The sequence below is a fragment of the Agromyces aurantiacus genome, assembly GCF_016907355.1.
Lineage (GTDB): Bacteria > Actinomycetota > Actinomycetes > Actinomycetales > Microbacteriaceae > Agromyces > Agromyces aurantiacus.
Genome location: NZ_JAFBBW010000001.1, coordinates 1,027,854 through 1,043,165, shown reverse-complemented (window position 1 = coordinate 1,043,165; position 15,312 = coordinate 1,027,854). Strand labels below are relative to the sequence as shown.

The 15,312-nt window shown below is 66.6% G+C and carries 15 protein-coding genes; 5 read left to right on the top strand and 10 right to left on the bottom strand.

The window, feature by feature from the left end:
* The first annotated feature begins 395 nt into the window (after positions 1 to 395).
* Genes JOD46_RS04885 through JOD46_RS04875 form a run of 3 tightly spaced genes read left to right on the top strand, consistent with a single transcriptional unit; the run spans position 396 to position 1,972 of the window.
* Positions 396 to 932 carry a hypothetical protein gene (locus JOD46_RS04885; RefSeq protein ID WP_204392049.1) on the top strand — a complete coding sequence of 179 codons (537 nt, stop codon included), beginning with the start codon at positions 396 to 398 and terminating at the stop codon, positions 930 to 932.
* Positions 904 to 1,479, top strand: coding sequence for a helix-turn-helix domain-containing protein (locus JOD46_RS04880; RefSeq protein ID WP_204392048.1), 576 nt, complete (start codon positions 904 to 906; stop codon positions 1,477 to 1,479). The genes JOD46_RS04885 and JOD46_RS04880 overlap by 29 nt, the downstream gene beginning before the upstream one ends.
* Positions 1,472 to 1,972, top strand: coding sequence for a hypothetical protein (locus JOD46_RS04875; RefSeq protein WP_204392047.1), 501 nt, complete (start codon positions 1,472 to 1,474; stop codon positions 1,970 to 1,972). The genes JOD46_RS04880 and JOD46_RS04875 overlap by 8 nt, the downstream gene beginning before the upstream one ends.
* Before the next feature lie 345 nt (positions 1,973 to 2,317).
* Here JOD46_RS04875 and JOD46_RS04870 read toward each other — a convergent pair whose 3' ends face one another.
* Genes JOD46_RS04870 through nrdH form a run of 5 tightly spaced genes read right to left on the bottom strand, consistent with a single transcriptional unit; the run spans position 2,318 to position 7,525 of the window.
* Positions 2,318 to 3,592, bottom strand: a complete 1,275-nt coding sequence (locus JOD46_RS04870) for an ATP-binding protein (RefSeq protein WP_204392046.1) — start codon at positions 3,590 to 3,592, stop codon at positions 2,318 to 2,320.
* A 16-nt stretch (positions 3,593 to 3,608) separates the two neighbouring features.
* The gene (nrdF, locus tag JOD46_RS04865; protein WP_204392045.1) at positions 3,609 to 4,628 is read right to left on the bottom strand and encodes a class 1b ribonucleoside-diphosphate reductase subunit beta; all 1,020 of its coding nucleotides are present in this window, start codon (positions 4,626 to 4,628) and stop codon (positions 3,609 to 3,611) included.
* Positions 4,629 to 4,673: 45 nt separating this feature from the next.
* Positions 4,674 to 6,779 (bottom strand): class 1b ribonucleoside-diphosphate reductase subunit alpha, encoded by a 2,106-nt coding sequence (nrdE, locus tag JOD46_RS04860; RefSeq protein ID WP_239562586.1) that lies wholly within the window; start codon positions 6,777 to 6,779, stop codon positions 4,674 to 4,676.
* Between the two features lie 35 nt (positions 6,780 to 6,814).
* Positions 6,815 to 7,240: a class Ib ribonucleoside-diphosphate reductase assembly flavoprotein NrdI gene (gene nrdI / locus JOD46_RS04855; protein WP_204392044.1), complete on the bottom strand. Its 426-nt coding sequence runs from the start codon at positions 7,238 to 7,240 to the stop codon at positions 6,815 to 6,817.
* 51 nt (positions 7,241 to 7,291) lie between these two features.
* Entirely contained in the window at positions 7,292 to 7,525 is a 234-nt protein-coding gene (nrdH, locus tag JOD46_RS04850; protein WP_204392042.1) for a glutaredoxin-like protein NrdH, read from the bottom strand.
* Positions 7,526 to 8,017: 492 nt separating this feature from the next.
* Here nrdH and JOD46_RS04845 point away from each other — a divergent pair, with 492 nt between their 5' ends.
* A complete protein-coding gene (locus JOD46_RS04845; protein ID WP_204392041.1) occupies positions 8,018 to 8,839 on the top strand; it encodes an alpha/beta fold hydrolase in 822 nt (273 codons plus the stop codon).
* Between the two features lie 15 nt (positions 8,840 to 8,854).
* Here JOD46_RS04845 and JOD46_RS04840 read toward each other — a convergent pair whose 3' ends face one another.
* On the bottom strand, positions 8,855 to 9,442 hold the full coding sequence (locus JOD46_RS04840) for an NADPH-dependent FMN reductase (RefSeq protein WP_204392040.1): 588 nt from the start codon (positions 9,440 to 9,442) through the stop codon (positions 8,855 to 8,857).
* 88 nt (positions 9,443 to 9,530) lie between these two features.
* On the opposite strand from JOD46_RS04840, the gene JOD46_RS04835 reads away from it, so the two are divergent.
* Positions 9,531 to 10,004, top strand: coding sequence for a MarR family winged helix-turn-helix transcriptional regulator (locus JOD46_RS04835; RefSeq protein ID WP_204392039.1), 474 nt, complete (start codon positions 9,531 to 9,533; stop codon positions 10,002 to 10,004).
* Positions 10,005 to 10,340: 336 nt separating this feature from the next.
* On the opposite strand, the gene JOD46_RS04830 is transcribed toward JOD46_RS04835, so the two are convergent.
* From JOD46_RS04830 to JOD46_RS04815, 4 genes are all read right to left on the bottom strand, one after another.
* On the bottom strand, positions 10,341 to 11,378 hold the full coding sequence (locus JOD46_RS04830) for a LacI family DNA-binding transcriptional regulator (protein ID WP_307834911.1): 1,038 nt from the start codon (positions 11,376 to 11,378) through the stop codon (positions 10,341 to 10,343).
* Between the two features lie 129 nt (positions 11,379 to 11,507).
* Positions 11,508 to 12,614 (bottom strand): galactofuranose ABC transporter, permease protein YjfF, encoded by a 1,107-nt coding sequence (gene yjfF / locus JOD46_RS04825; protein ID WP_204392038.1) that lies wholly within the window; start codon positions 12,612 to 12,614, stop codon positions 11,508 to 11,510.
* The gene (locus JOD46_RS04820; RefSeq protein ID WP_204392037.1) at positions 12,611 to 13,654 is read right to left on the bottom strand and encodes an ABC transporter permease; all 1,044 of its coding nucleotides are present in this window, start codon (positions 13,652 to 13,654) and stop codon (positions 12,611 to 12,613) included. Before JOD46_RS04820 ends, yjfF begins: the two co-directional genes overlap by 4 nt.
* Positions 13,651 to 15,300: a sugar ABC transporter ATP-binding protein gene (locus JOD46_RS04815; protein WP_204396261.1), complete on the bottom strand. Its 1,650-nt coding sequence runs from the start codon at positions 15,298 to 15,300 to the stop codon at positions 13,651 to 13,653. The genes JOD46_RS04820 and JOD46_RS04815 overlap by 4 nt, the downstream gene beginning before the upstream one ends.
* Positions 15,301 to 15,312: the final 12 nt, after the last annotated feature.

Genomic DNA, 15,312 nt, shown 5'->3' with positions numbered 1-15,312 from the left:
GGCCCCGGCGCGTGAGGCGCTCGACTTCATCAGGCGTGATTCATCTGCGTTGGTTCAGGTGCGGCTCGACTCTTCCAGGAGTCGAGGAGCAGCCGTGCGGGCTCAAGTCGACGGCGCCCTCGACTGGCTTGAGCACCTCGGGCGCGAGTTCATCGATTGATATTTGCGACACACAACCCGGCCGCAAGGCCCCTGATCGGCGAGACCGCTGCGACGTATGTCGTAGCGCCGAGCGCCTCGCGACGTCCAGAGATCGACTCAACAGCCGCGTCCGCAGCTCGACCACGTAGCGCCGCAGACCCCCAAAATGGGTCACAGAACCCGCGGCCCGTCGCTGATTGCATGGGTCCTATGACCCGACGACGCAGGAACCTACTTTAGGAATGGCTAAAGTTGTGCGAGAGTTGCTCGTAGGCACCGACGACGACTACTACATCGTCGAGTGCGCCGTCAGGGCGGACGGTAGCACGTCTCCGGTATCGGAGGCCCTGGCCCGATTGAGAAAGGGTGAGTGGCGACTCGATGAAGACCATGTGGAAGGAGATCCGTGGCCGGACGAACGACAGCCCGATGACTACTTCAAACTCTTGGCCCATCTCAAGCACTTCGTCCAGCACGGTGAGCCTCTCTACCGCCGGGCGATGAACTACTTGGTTGATGGCGTGTGGGAGTGGAAGATCGGCTCCAAGCGGATACCGATGTTCGACACCGATGACGAGGGCAACTACGAGCCCAAGGCGCCGATCTCTCATATCGACGATGCCCCGAAGGGCGCAAGGTACTGGGAGATCCCAGACTTCGACTACACCATCCGGCTTACGCACATGTTTCCCAAGACCGGGCCGAAGGCGCCGCCCGAAGAGATCCAGTTGGCCAAGACAATCCGTGAGGAGGACGTTGAACATGACCGACCTGCCAGCCCGGAGGGCTAGGACCCATCGACCGTCCCGCGGAACTAGCCAGAGGCCGCTGCTGGACGCTATCGAGGATGATCCGCAGCTTGCTGTGGAGCTAGCAGCGGCAGAGCTTCCCATCCAAATGCATGCTCTCTTGCATTGCGCGCTCGATGCGCGGCCTGACCTGTCCCGTCGTGACATCGCCGCGCGACTCCGAGTCACCGAGGGCCGCGTTTCACAGATCTTGAACGGCGAGGATGACCTGCGCGCAAGTACCTTCGCCAGGTACTTCCGAGCACTCGGATATCGACTCATCACTCGACTAGTCCCCACTGACCCGGATGCACCCCAAATCCAAGTCGCCAACAGAGCCAAGCGCGAGTACCACGACGTCTATGTGTCGTACGCCGCGGGCCACGACGGTGCGGACGCCGCTTACACCTTCGTGCGCGCTGGCTACGAAATTGACGAGAGTCGGGGGCGAGTACGCCTCGGCACGGGCCAGGTGGCAATCGAGCTGCACGGCTGGTCGGGCGAATGGACCGCACGCCTCAGCGCACAAGAGAAGGCTCTAGATGCTTGACGACCTTACGTTCGAAGTCGTTGACGTGACTCCGATCGAGCGATCATGGAGGCGCAACCTCGAGGTGGACGCGTCGAATGTGCTCCTAGCCCGGATCGATTACGAACTCTCAAGCAGCTCTTACACTGTCGACGCACCGACGATCATCATCGAGACGGCCTACCGCTTTGCCGCCTACCTTCCAGGGGAGACCGACGGGGAGGTCGGCGCTGAGGCGGGAGTCGTCACCTCGAGGATGGCGGTCCGCATTGAGGCGAGTCGTCCGTTGACCCAAGAAGACGCGAGCTCAGGCGCCCTTGATCCTGCGCAGCCACTTGCCAACGCCGCGGCGCATCATTACCACCGGCTTGATGTCGCGAGCATGACCTTGGATGCCGGTCTGCCGAAGTACGATCTACCCTTCGAGTTCGGCGCCGTTGTCGCCTTGGCGGCCGAGGACGCGGGTGAGCGCAACAGGCGTCGTCGACAGCACGAGCGCGCATCGATGCCATGAATGTCCCGTCGGATGGTCATCGATAGGGATCTCTCTTCGCGGTACTCGACGTGGGCTTGAGCACCGTGCAGTAGGGCCGAACCATGCAACCCCCTGAGCAAGGCGAAAGATACTGCATTCACCGCCCACGGTCAGGTGGCTACACTCCTTCCAGGTCACGCATCGCGCGGAGGCGTGCGAACTTTGCCGCCGCCCTCAAGTTGCTCCTTCAGGCAGGATCCGGGTCTCATTCAGCCGCCGGCGTGGCGATTACCTACTGGTGTGAGCCAAGCGGGGCCATTCTTTGACATGTCGGCCCATTGTCACGTACGGCGTGCGATGAATCGACCCCGCGGCCCGCAACTACTAAGCATCAGGCCCAGGTAGCGTCCAACTTCCGTACTGAAGGTAAAACGCAAGAAATGGATCCGCAACGTTCACTCGGTCATCCTTGTAGGCGAAGGCGGCGTCACTCGTGCCACGGCCTTTGCGTGCGATCTCAGCCATGTGACCCAACGCGCTTGTCAGCTGCTGATTCTTGGGCACTTCGCTGAAGAACTTCTCAAGCTCCTTCGACAGAACCGTGTAGTGGTACTCCAGCCTAGGGCTCAACGACTTCACGCCGAGCAGAATCGCTCCATAGCTGTCAGTCCTGCGACCATCCTTCAACGGCCGGTTGACGCGCTCCTGTCCTCGAGTAGGAGGCCCTTGCTTGAGCTTCTCGAATATTCCGGGAACATGACGGTCCGCGACCGTCCGGAAGAATACCGGCCAAGAACTTGGCGGCGACAGCGGGAGCGTGGAGAGATTCGATTCGTAGATGTTGTTTGCCCATACGAGATCTTGGCAGAGCTGCTGCATGATGAACGGGGCGCCTAGACTCGCCTCGGCCAGTTTGTTGCCCAGGCCATCCGCGTCGATGAGATTCAACACTCGGAAGCCGTCCACTGCGATCTCGGCGAGTTCTTGAACCTCCCACGGCTCCACCCGTACACCCCATACCCGGCCGTTCATGTCGGGACTATCTCGCACCGGATCGAACGCCACGTGCGGAACTGCAATGAGAATTACATGCGTCGCGAGGATCAGTTCCTTGACTACGAGCGTCACTTGCTTGCGCAGACCCTCATCCTCGATGTAATGAAAGTCATCGATGACAATTGGCACTGGTGTATGCGCAAGATACTCAAGAACGGTGCTCGCCGCCGACCTGACGTGACGCCCAGCAATTGCCTCATTCTTGTCGAATGTCGGGCGAGCCCCGACTTTCGCCTGTAGAAACTCAGGAATGCCAACGGTCACGCTGCCTTCGAGGGCAACACCCGAACCCTCAGACTCAGACCTACTCACCTCGGTATATGCATCAAGCTGATCGACAATTGCTGACCATACGTCCTCGATCGTCCTTAGCCGATTCCCACTGATCCAGACTGCAAACGACCGAGGCAGCATGTGTTCAACAAGAACCGTCTTCCCAGACTTACTTGGGCCTGATATCACCAAACACTTGCCACGCTGGCGCAAATACGACGTAATCTCGGATTCCAGATGTGTGCCGCTGCGCGGATTGTATGTATGCGCAGGGTAGTTTCCGGCTACGAAGACGTCGGAAACGTCGATGGGCTCAAACTTCTTTCGCATGCTTACGGATGAATCCTCAAAAGTCCCAGTCCTCGTCCTCCGTCACGACCGCCTTGCCGATGACGTACGACGAGCCCGACCCCGAGAAGAAGTCGTGGTTCTCGTCGGCGTTCGGGGAGAGGGCCGCGAGGATCGCGGGGTTCACGTCGGTGACGGTCTTCGGGAACATCGGCTCGTAGCCGAGGTTCATGAGGGCCTTGTTGGCGTTGTAGTGCAGGAACTTCTTGACGTCCTCGGTGAGGCCGAGGCTGTCGTAGAGGCTCTGCGTGTAGAGGGCCTCGTTGTCGTAGAGCTCGTAGAGCAGCGAGAACGTGTAGTCCTTGATTTCGTCGCGCGTGGCCTGGTCGACGAGCTCGAGCCCGCGCTGGAACTTGTAGCCGATGTAGTAGCCGTGCACCGCCTCGTCACGGATGATGAGGCGGATCAGGTCGGCCGTGTTCGTGAGCTTCGCCCGTGAAGACCAGTGCATCGGCAGGTAGAAGCCCGAGTAGAAGAGGAAGCTCTCGAGCAGCGTCGAGGCGACCTTGCGCTTCAGGGGCTCGTCGCCACGGTAGTACTCCATGACGATCGAGGCCTTCTTCTGCAGGTGCTCGTTCTCGACCGACCAGCGGAAGGCGTCGTCGATGTCCTTCGTCGAGCACAGCGTCGAGAAGATCGACGAGTAGCTCTTCGCGTGCACCGACTCCATGAACGCGATGTTCGTGTACACCGCCTCCTCGTGCGGGGTCAGCGCGTCGGGGATGAGCGAGACTGCCCCGACGGTGCCCTGGATGGTGTCGAGGAGCGTCAGGCCCGTGAACACCCGCATCGTGGTCTGCTGCTCGTCGGGCGTCAGCGTGTTCCACGACTGCACGTCGTTCGACAGCGGCACCTTCTCGGGCAGCCAGAAGTTGCCGACCAGGCGGTTCCAGACCTCGAGGTCCTTGTCGTCCTGGATGCGGTTCCAGTTGATCGCGTTGACGTGGTCGACCAGCTTCACCTTGGTGTGGTGCGCCGGGTCGTTGGTCGCCGCGTTGACCGGGTCGGTGAGAGTCATCCGTTCAGTCCTCTTCTTGAGACATCCGATTGTGAGAAATGCTCACTACAGCGTGCAGCTGACGCACATGTCCAGCTCGGTGCCCTCGAGGGCCTGCTGCCGCAGCCGGATGTAGTAGATCGTCTTGATGCCCTTCTTCCACGCGTAGATCTGGGCCTTGTTGATGTCGCGGGTCGTCGCGGTGTCCTTGAAGAACAGCGTGAGCGAGAGGCCCTGATCGACGTGCTGCGTGGCCGCGGCGTACGTGTCGATGACCTTCTCGTAGCCGATCTCGTACGCGTCCTCGTAGTACTCGAGGTTGTCGTTCGTCATGAACGGCGCCGGGTAGTAGACGCGGCCGAGCTTGCCTTCCTTGCGGATCTCGATCTTCGCCGCGATCGGGTGGATCGACGACGTCGAGTTGTTGATGTACGAGATCGAGCCGGTCGGCGGCACCGCCTGCAGGTTCTGGTTGTAGATGCCGTGCTCCATGACGGAGGCCTTCAGCTCCTGCCAGTCGTGCTGCGTCGGGATGTGCACGCCGGCGTCGGCGAAGAGCTCGATCACGCGGGGGGTCTGCGGCACCCACGCGGCATCGGTGTACTTGTCGAAGAACTCGCCCGACGCGTACTTGGAGTCCTTGAAGCCGTCGAACGTCTCGCCGCGCTCGATCGCGATCTGGTTCGACGCCCGCAGGGCGTGGAAGAGCACCGTGTAGAAGTAGATGTTCGTGAAGTCGACGCCCTCTTCGCTTCCGTAGTGGATGCGCTCGCGGGCGAGGTAGCCGTGCAGGTTCATCTGGCCGAGGCCGATGGCGTGCGACTTGTCGTTGCCGTCTTCGACCGAACGCACCGACGAGATGTGCGACATGTTCGACACCGCGGTCAGGCCCCGGATGGCGGTCTCCACCGTCTTGCCGAGGTCGGGCGAATCCATCGCCAGCGCGATGTTCAGCGAGCCCAGGTTGCAGGAGATGTCCTTGCCGATCTGGTTGTAGCTGAGGTCCTCGTTGTAGGTCGTCGGCGTGTTGACCTGCAGGATCTCGGAGCACAGGTTCGACATGTTGATCCGGCCCTTGATCGGGTTGGCCTTGTTCACCGTGTCCTCGAACACGATGTACGGGTAGCCCGACTCGAACTGGATCTCGGCGATCGTCTGGAAGAACTCGCGCGCGTTGATCTTCGTCTTCTTGATGCGCGGGTCGTCGACCATGGCGCGGTAGTTCTCGGTGATCGGCACGTCGCCGAACGGCTTGCCGTAGACGCGCTCGACGTCGTACGGCGAGAACAGGTACATGTCCTCGTTGTTCTTCGCGAGCTCGAACGTGATATCGGGCACGACGACCCCGAGCGAGAGCGTCTTGATGCGGATCTTCTCGTCGGCGTTCTCGCGCTTGGTGTCGAGGAACCGCATGATGTCGGGGTGGTGCGCCGAGAGGTACACCGCACCGGCGCCCTGGCGTGCGCCGAGCTGGTTGGCGTAGCTGAACGAGTCCTCGAGCAGCTTCATGACCGGGATGATGCCGCTCGACTGGTTCTCGATCTGCTTGATCGGCGCGCCGGCCTCGCGGATGTTGCTGAGCAGCAGCGCCACGCCGCCGCCGCGCTTCGACAGCTGCAGCGACGAGTTGATGCCCCGCGAGATCGACTCCATGTTGTCCTCGATGCGGAGCAGGAAGCACGAGACGAGCTCGCCACGCTGCGCCTTGCCCGTGTTGAGGAACGTCGGCGTCGCCGGCTGGAAGCGGCCGGCGATGATCTCCTCGACGAGGTCGATCGCGAGCTGCTCGTCGCCCTGCGCGAGGCCGAGCGCGGTCATCACCACCCGGTCTTCGAAGCGCTCGAGGTACCGCTTGCCGTCGAACGTCTTCAGCGTGTAGCTCGTGTAGTACTTGAACGCGCCGAGGAACGTCTCGAAGCGGAACTTCTTCGAGTACGCCAGGTCGTTGAGCTTCTGGATGAACTCGAACGAGTACTGGTCGAGCACCGCCTTCTCGTAGTACTGCTTCTCGACGAGGTAGTCGAGGCGCTCCTTGAGGGAGTGGAAGAAGACCGTGTTCTGGTTGACGTGCTGCAGGAAGTACTCGCGCGCGGCCTCCTTGTCCTTCTCGAACTGGATCTTGCCGTCGGCGCCGTACAGGTTGAGCATCGCATTCAGCGAGTGGTAGTCCATCCCGCTGCTGCTCGAGCGCGGCGCGTCGATGAGCGCTACGCCACTGTCGTTGCCGGATGCTGCTGCGTTGACCAAAATGCGTCCAATCCCTCGTCGACGGCGCGAACGTCGTCGGGTGTTCCGAATACTTCGAAGCGATACAGGTGCGGCACGTGGCACTTCGCGGCGACGATGTCGCCGGCGAGGCCGTAGGCCGCACCGAAGTTGGTGTTGCCGGCGGCGATGACGCCGCGGATGAGCGCGCGATTGCGCGGGTCGTTCAGGAACCTGATGACCTGCTTCGGCACGGCGCCCTTGCCGTCGCCTCCGCCGTAGGTCGGCACCACGAGCACGAAGGGCTCGTCGGCGACGAGGGCGGCATCCTTCGCGTGGAGCGGGATGCGCGCCGCCGGCCGCCCGAGCTTCTCGATGAAGCGCGCGGTGTTGCCCGACACGCTCGAGAAGTAGATCAGGTTCGTCATTGCTGCTCCAGGTTGTGCATCACGACCCCCCGGTCGCTGCTCCCGGGAGCGTTACGCGAGCCGAGAGGCCAGCTCGTCGATCTTGTCGGGGCGGAAGCCCGACCAGTGGTCCTCGTCGGTGATGACGACCGGGGCCTGCAGGTACCCGAGCTCCTTGACCGCGGCGAGCGCCTGCTCGTCCTGCGAGAGGTCGAGCACCTCGTACTCGATGCCCTTGCTGTCGAGGGCGCGGTACGTCGCGTTGCACTGCACGCAGGAAGGCTTGGTGTAGACCGTGACCGTCATCTCTGAGACCCCTCTTCTCTGGCTCCTGGAGGAGCCGATTCCCCCGGTGTTGCTGGTGTCCTTCAATACTACATCTTGTGTCTGGCGAACTGAACAGCCACAAGATGCTGTAGTTACATTCGTGTAGTTTTCCACCGCGTTCTCCACCGTTCATCCCCAGCCCGAAGACCCCCTGACCGGCGGATTTCCGCGGTTCGGGTCGACGTTCTCCACAGGCCCGCTCATCCGAGCGGATTCACCCTGTGAACGGATGTCGGGCGTGTCGCGGCGTGTCGCGCCATCCCGACATCTGGGCCCCCTCGCCCAGTCGACCCCAACATGTGGTGTTGTCCGATGACATGCTCGCACCACCCACCGACATTCCCGCGCGGCGGCACGGCGCGTCGCGGGGGGTGCGATCCAGCCCGCCCGGCCCTGTCGGATCCGCGCCCACGCGGGTAGCGTGGCCCGCGGACCGAACCCCCGCAGACCGAACCTGCGAAGGAGGACCGCATGGCCCCGTCCCACACCGTCATCTCGCGCGACGGCACGTCGATCGCCTACGACCGGGAGGGCGAGGGACCGCCCGTCATCCTGATCGGCGGGGCATTCCAGTTCCGCGCGTTCGACCCCGCGACCAAGCAGCTCGCGAAGCTGCTCGCCGCGCGCGGGTACTCGGTGATCAACTACGACCGGCGCGGCCGCGGCGAGAGCGGCCACGAGGCCACCATGACGCTCGCCGACAACATCGCCGACCTCTGGGCGATCGTGACCGAGCTCGAACGTATGGGCGACGCCCCGACCGGGGTCGCGCTCTTCGGCAACTCATCCGGCGGCTCGATCGCGCTGGCCGCGGCGGCGGCCGGGCTGCCCGTGAACGCGCTCGTGATGTTCGAGGTGCCGCTCGGCGTCGAGCAGGGCACGGATGGCGCGGAGTTCCTCGCGGGCCTGCGCGACCGCATCGCCGGCGACGACCCCGATGCGGTCGTCGAGTACTACATGAAGGACATGCCGGCCGAATGGCTCGAGCAGGCCAAGACGAGTCCGTCGTGGCCGCTCATGGTGCGCATCGGCCCGAGCCTCGAGGCCGACGCCGAATCGCTCGCCTGGGCGCAGTCCGCCCCGCACGCCGAGCTGCTCGGCCGCATCCAGGCGCCCACGCTCGTGCTCGTCGGCGAGGAGACGCTCGACGTGATGACCCGGTCGGCCGATGCGATGGTCGCGGCCATGCCGGCTGCCGAGCAGCGCGCCATCCCGGCGGCGCAGCATCAGTGGCAGCCCGAGGTCATGGCCGCGACCATCGCGGAGTTCCTCGACGAGCGCGTCGAGCGCTGACGAGGGCGACGCCGGTTACGCCGCCTGGGAGAGCTCACCCGCCTCGCGCACCGTGCGCAGCGCGGCAGCCCACGGCACGAGCTGGTCGAGCTGCGCGGCGAGCATGCCCGCGTGGTAGCCGGCGGGCGTGAAGGTGCGGTAGTTCTCGAAGTCGGTCATGAGCGAGAACGAGACCTGCTGGCGCACGTCGGCGACCTGCAGCTCGCCGAGGATGAGCCGAAGGTGCTCGGCCGCGCGGGTGCCGCCGACCGAGCCGTAGCTGACGAGCCCCGCGGCCTTGTTGTTCCACTCGCCGTAGACGAAGTCGAGCGCGTTCTTCAGCGCGCCCGAGGTGGAGTGGTTGTACTCGGGGGTGACGAAGATGTAGCCGTCGAACGAGTCGACCTTCTCGGCCCACTCCTTGGTGTGCGGCTGCGCGTACTGGCCCATCGCGGGCGGAAGCGGCTCGTCGAGGTGCGGCAGCGCGAAGTCGACGAGGTCGACGAGCTCGAACTCGGCGTCGGTGCGCTGCTGGGCCTGCTCGAGCACCCATCGCGCCACCTGGTCGCCCACGCGACCGGGGCGGGTGCTGCCGATGATGATGCCGATCTTGACTGCGGACATGTGCGGTCCCCTTTCGAAGTCTTTGGTTGACACGTCATCATAAATGAACAAGATGACGTATCAACTACATTCCCGATAGGCTGGGCGCATGTCCGCGACCGAGGTCTCCGAAGTCGACGACGCCGAGTGGGCGCTCTTCGACGGCTTCGTGGCGATGCACGCCGAGCTCGGCCGCGAGCTCGACCGTCGCCTCCAGCGCGACGCCGGCATCTCGCAGGCCGATTACGCCGTGCTGCTCGCGCTGTTCAAGGCACCCGAACGCCGGCTGCGGCCGGGCACGATCGGCGAGCACATCGGGTGGGAGAAGAGCCGCGTCTCGCACCAGCTCACGCGCATGGCGAGCCGCGGACTCGTCGAGCGGGTCGACTGCGACACCGACGGGCGCGGCTCGCTCGTCGTGCTCACGCGCGACGGGCGCCGCGCACTGCTCCGCGCGGTGCGTGATCACGCGCTCGCGATCCGCGCGCTGTTCCTCGACGTGCTCGAGCCCGAGGAGAAGCAGGCGATCGCGGATGCCTCGGCGCGCGTGCGGGCGCGTGTCGCGGCGGCGCGCGAGGGCTGACCGCACGCGGGGCATCGCCCGCCGACGCGGCGACGCGCGGGGCCTGACCGCGCGGGGCGCCGCCCGCCGGCGCGGCGACGCCCGCGGTGAGCGGATGGCTCAGCCGCCCGTCGCGCGGGGCTCGCCGTCCCGAGCGAGGCGCGCCCGACCCGCCCCGCTCGGCGACCCATCGCGCACGCCGCACCGCCACAACCCCGGAGATCACCACGGGACCGGAGCATATGTGGCCCGACCGACCGGTGGCGGGGCGATCTCCGGAGGTGCGGAGAGGGTGAGGTGCCCGTGACCACCTCAGCCGGTCAGGCGCGACCCGACCAGCCGGTTGCCGTGACCGGCTCAGCCGGTGACGGCCGCGCGGTCGCGCGACGGCGCGGCGGTGCTCGTGCGCACCACGAGATCCGGCACGCGCGGCACGGGCATCCGGTCGTCATCGCCGAGCACCGCGAGTACGCCCGCCATCGCATCCCGACCGAGCGCGTCGAAGTCCTGGCGCACGGTCGTGAGCGGCGGCGCGAAGAACGCCGCCTCGGGGATGTCATCGAAGCCCACGATGCTCACGTCGCCCGGCACCGACAAACCCGCCTCGGCGAGCGCGTGCATCACGCCGAGCGCCATCTGGTCGTTCGAGACGAAGATCGCGGTCATGTCGCGGTCGGCGGCGAGCGCGCGCCCGTGCACGTAGCCGCTGCCCGGCGACCAGTCGCCGACGAGCGGCTCGCGCGCCGCGAGGCCGTGCTCGCCGAGTGCGGCGGCCCAGCCGCGCACGCGCTCCGCGGCATCCATCGCGTTGGTGGGCCCTGAGACGTGCCGGATCTCGCGATGCCCGAGCCCGATGAGGTGCTCGACCGCCAGCCGCGCCCCCGCGTACTGGTCGAGCCAGACGCGATGCAGCGCGCCGCGCTCCTCGGAGGCCACGGCCACGACCGGCACGCCGAGCTCGATGCCGTCGAGCGCGTCGAGCGCGGCCCGCTGCGCGGCGATGAGCACGATCGCCTCGACGTTCTGGCGCACGAGGAGCTCGGCCGTCGAGCGCATGCTCGCGGCATCCGTCTCGAGCATGCTCGCCGTGATCACGGCGTACCGGGCGTCGCGCGCGGCCTCGTTGAAGTGCAGCGCCGTCGACGAGGGCCCGTAGTCGGGCGCCCCCGTGACGATGAGCCCGAGCGTGCGCGTGCGTCGCGTCACGAGCGCGCGAGCCGCGGGCGACGGCACGTAGCGCAGCTGCTTGATCGCCTGCTCGACACGCGCGCGGGTCGCGGGCCGCACGTTGGGCAGGTCGTTGAGCACGCGCGACACGGTCTGGTGCGACACACCGGCGAGCCGGGCCACGTCGAAGATCGTCGCGGCCCGGGCCCTGTCGTCGTGATCGCTCACCGGCTGCCTGGCTCCCTGCCCCGCGCCCGCGGCGCGCTCGTCATCTCGATTATCCCGCCCGACCCGCCCCGGGCGGGGAGGCGAATGGCCCGCTCCGACACGGGACCGGGCCACGCGCCATCCGCTCGCTCATCGCCGCCGCGCCGTCAGCACCTTCTGCAGGATGATGAAGACCAGCAGCAGCGCGCCGATGAAGATCTTCGTCCACCACGACGACAGGGTGCCTTCGAACGTGATGATCGTCTGGATCACGCCGAGCACGAGCACGCCGAGCACCGAGCCGAGCACGAACCCGTATCCGCCGGTCAGCAGCGTGCCGCCGATCACGACCGCGGCGATCGCGTCGAGTTCGGTGCCGATCGCCGTGAGCGGGTAGCCCGACAGCGTGTAGAAGGTGAACAGCACGCCCGCGAGGCCCGAGCAGAAGCCCGAGATGACGTACACGAGCACCTTGGTGCGGGCGACCGGCAGGCCCATGAGCAGGCCAGAGGTCTCGCCGCCGCCGATCGCGTAGACGGTGCGGCCGAAGCGCGTGGCGTGCAGCACCCAGACGGCGATCGCGACGACGACGAGCGCGATGATCACGCTCGGCGTGATCGACATGCCGCCGCCGAGCGGGATGCGCGAGACCGCGAGCTGCACGAACGTCGGGTCGGTGATCGAGATCGACGACTGGCTGATCACGTAGCAGAGGCCGCGCGCGAGGAACATCGCCGCGAGCGTCGCGATGAACGGCTGCACCTTGAACACGTGGATCATGAGGCCGACGAGCAGCCCCAGCACACTCGTGAGCACCAGGATCAGCGGGATCACCGCGGCCGGCGACCATCCCGTCTGCAGCAGGCTCGCGGCGATCATGCCCGACAGCGCGACGACCGCGCCGACCGACAGGTCGATGCCGCCCGTGAGGATCACGAACGTCATGCCGACCGCGAGCACGATGAGGTAGGCGTTGTCGACGAACAGGTTGAGGAACACCTGCCCCGAGAAGAACCCGCGGTACCGGATGCCGCCGACGACGAAGACGGCGACGAACAGGATGGCGGTGACCGTCACGGGCCCGTACTTGGGGCTCGTGAGCAGCGCGCCGGCGGCGCGGGCCGCGCGGGCGAGGGGGTTGCCGGATGGCGCGGGGCCGGAGCCGGCCGGACCGCGCGGCGTGCGCGGCGCGCGGCGAGCGGGCGCTCGGTCGGCGCCTGGTGAGGTGCGCCCGGGGGCGTCGAGCAGCTCGGTCATGATGCGGCGAGCCCCTTCCCGGCTCGGACGGCGAGGCGCCTGCGGAATCCGCTGAACGCCTCGGCCGTGGTGGGCGATTGGAGCAGGCACACGACGGTCACGACCGCGGCCTTGAACACCATGGTCGCGATCGGCGGGATGCCGACCGTGTACACCGTGGTCACGAGGGTCTGGATGACGAGGGCTCCGACGAGCGTGCCGAGCAGCGAGTAGCGACCGCCGGCGAGCGACGTGCCGCCGATCACGACGGCCAGGATCGCGTCGAGCTCGATGAACAGGCCCGTGTTGTTCGCATCCGCCGCCGCGGTGTTCGCCGTGAGGATGAGGCCCGCGATCGCCGCGCACAGTGCGCAGAACGTGTAGACCGCGAACAGCAGCCCGCGCGCCCGCACGCCCGCCTGGCGGCTCGCCTCGGGGTTGATGCCGACCGACTCGATGAACATGCCGAGCGCGGTGCGCCGTGTGATGAGCGCGGCGAGCCCGAACACGACGGCCGCGATGATCACGGCGACCGGCACGCCGAGCCAGAAGCCCGAGCCGAGGAACTTGAACGGCGGGCTGTTCACCGTCAGGATCTGCCCCTCGGTGATGAGCATCGCGACGCCGCGGCCGGCGGTCATGAGGATCAGCGTCGCGATGATCGGCTGGATGCCGAGCACCGCGACGAGGAACCCGTTCCACACGCCGAGCACGAGCGAGATGACGAGCGCGACCGCCACCGCGACGGCGACCGTCGCGAGGTTCCCGGGTTCGGGCGACCCGAGGATGATCGAGCACGCGACCGCGCCCGCGATGGCCGCCACGGCCCCGACCGACAGGTCGATGCCGCGCGTGGCGATGACGAGCGTCATCCCGACCGCGATGATCAGCGTCGGCGCGCCATTGCGCAGGATGTCGATCAGGCTCCCGAACAGCTGCCCGTCGCGCACGGTGATCGTGAAGAAGCCGGGGAACGCGACCAGGTTGATCGCGAAGAGCACGAGCAGCATCACGACCGGCCAGAACAGCCGGCTCGAGGCGATCTTGGCGAGGGCGGTCATCGCGGGCCTCCTTCGGTGTGGTCGGGGTGGGTGGTGGCGGTGCCGGACGGCGCGGGCGCGCCGGTGACCGATGGCGCTGGCGCGCCGGCCGCGACGGCGACGGGTGCAGCCGCGCCATCCGCCTGGAGCTCCTCCAGCGCCTCGTCGTCGGACGCGACGCGCCCGTCGGCGATCAGCGCGAGCAGCGAGTCGACCGTGAGCCCGTCGTTCTCGAGGTCGGCGACGACGTGCCGGTCGCGCAGCACGACGACGCGGTGGCTGAGCCTCAGCACCTCCTCGAGCTCGGCCGAGATGAACAGCACGCTCATGCCGTTCTCGGCGAGGTTGAAGACGAGCTTCTGGATCTCGGCCTTCGCCCCGATGTCGATGCCGCGCGTGGGCTCGTCGAGGATCAGCAGGCGGGGTGCGATCGCGAGCCACCGGGCGAGCAGCACCTTCTGCTGGTTGCCGCCCGAGAGGTTGCGCACGAGCGCGTCGGGGTTGCCGGGTCGGATGTTGAGGGCCTGGATGTAGCTCTGGGCGAGCTCGTCCTGCTTCTTCTTCGGGATGGGGCGGGCCCAGCCGCGGTCGGCCTGCAGGGCGAGCACGATGTTGTCGCGGACGGTCAGGTCGCCGACGATGCCCTCGTCGCGGCGATTCTCGCTCGAGAACGCGATGCGCTTCGAGATCGCCTGCCGCGGCGTGCGAAGCTTCACGGACTCGCCGCTCACGGTCAGCTCGCCCATGTCGGCGCGGTCGATGCCGCCGAGCAGGCGCGCGAACTCGGTCCGGCCCGAGCCGAGCAGGCCCGCGAGGCCGACGACCTCGCCGGCCGCGATCGGCAGGTCGGCCGGGTTGATCGCGCCGCGCCGCCCGAGCTGCGACGCCGAGACGAAGGTCGCGGCATCCGACTCGCCGACGGCCACCGTGTGGACGCGCTGCTCGAGCTCGTCGAGCGCGGTGAGCTCCTTGCCGATCATCTTCTGCACGAGGTCGATGCGCAGCAGCTCGTCGACGAGGTACTCCCCCACGAGCGTGCCGTTGCGCAGCACCGTGAGGCGGTCGCAGATCTCGTAGACCTGGTCGAGGAAGTGCGAGACGAACAGGATGGCGACGCGCTGGTCCTTGAGCGAGCGGATGACGCGGAACAGCTCGGCGACCTCGTCGGCGTCGAGCGACGAGGTCGGCTCGTCCAGGATCAGGACCTTGGCGTTGACGTCGATCGCGCGCGCGATCGCGATGAGCTGCTGCACCGCGAGCGAGTGGTCGCCGAGCAGCGAGCCGGGGTCGATGTCGAGGTTGAGGCCCGCGAGCAGCTCGGCCGACCGGCGGCGCATCGCGCGCCAGTCGATGCCGCCGAAGCGCCGCGGCTCGCGGCCGAGCATGATGTTCTCGGCGACGGACAGGTTCGGCAGGAGGTTGACCTCCTGGTAGACCGTGGAGATGCCCGCGGCCTGGGCCTGCGCCGGCCCGCTGAACGAGACCTGCTCGCCCGCGAGCGTGATCGTGCCGGCGTCGATGCCGTACACGCCGGTCAGGGCCTTGATCAGGGTCGACTTGCCGGCGCCGTTCTCGCCCATGAGCGAGTGCACCTCGCCGGGGAACATGCGGAAGTCGACGCCGTCGAGCGCCTTCACGCCCGGGAAGCCGATCGAGATGCCGCGCATCTCGACGACCGG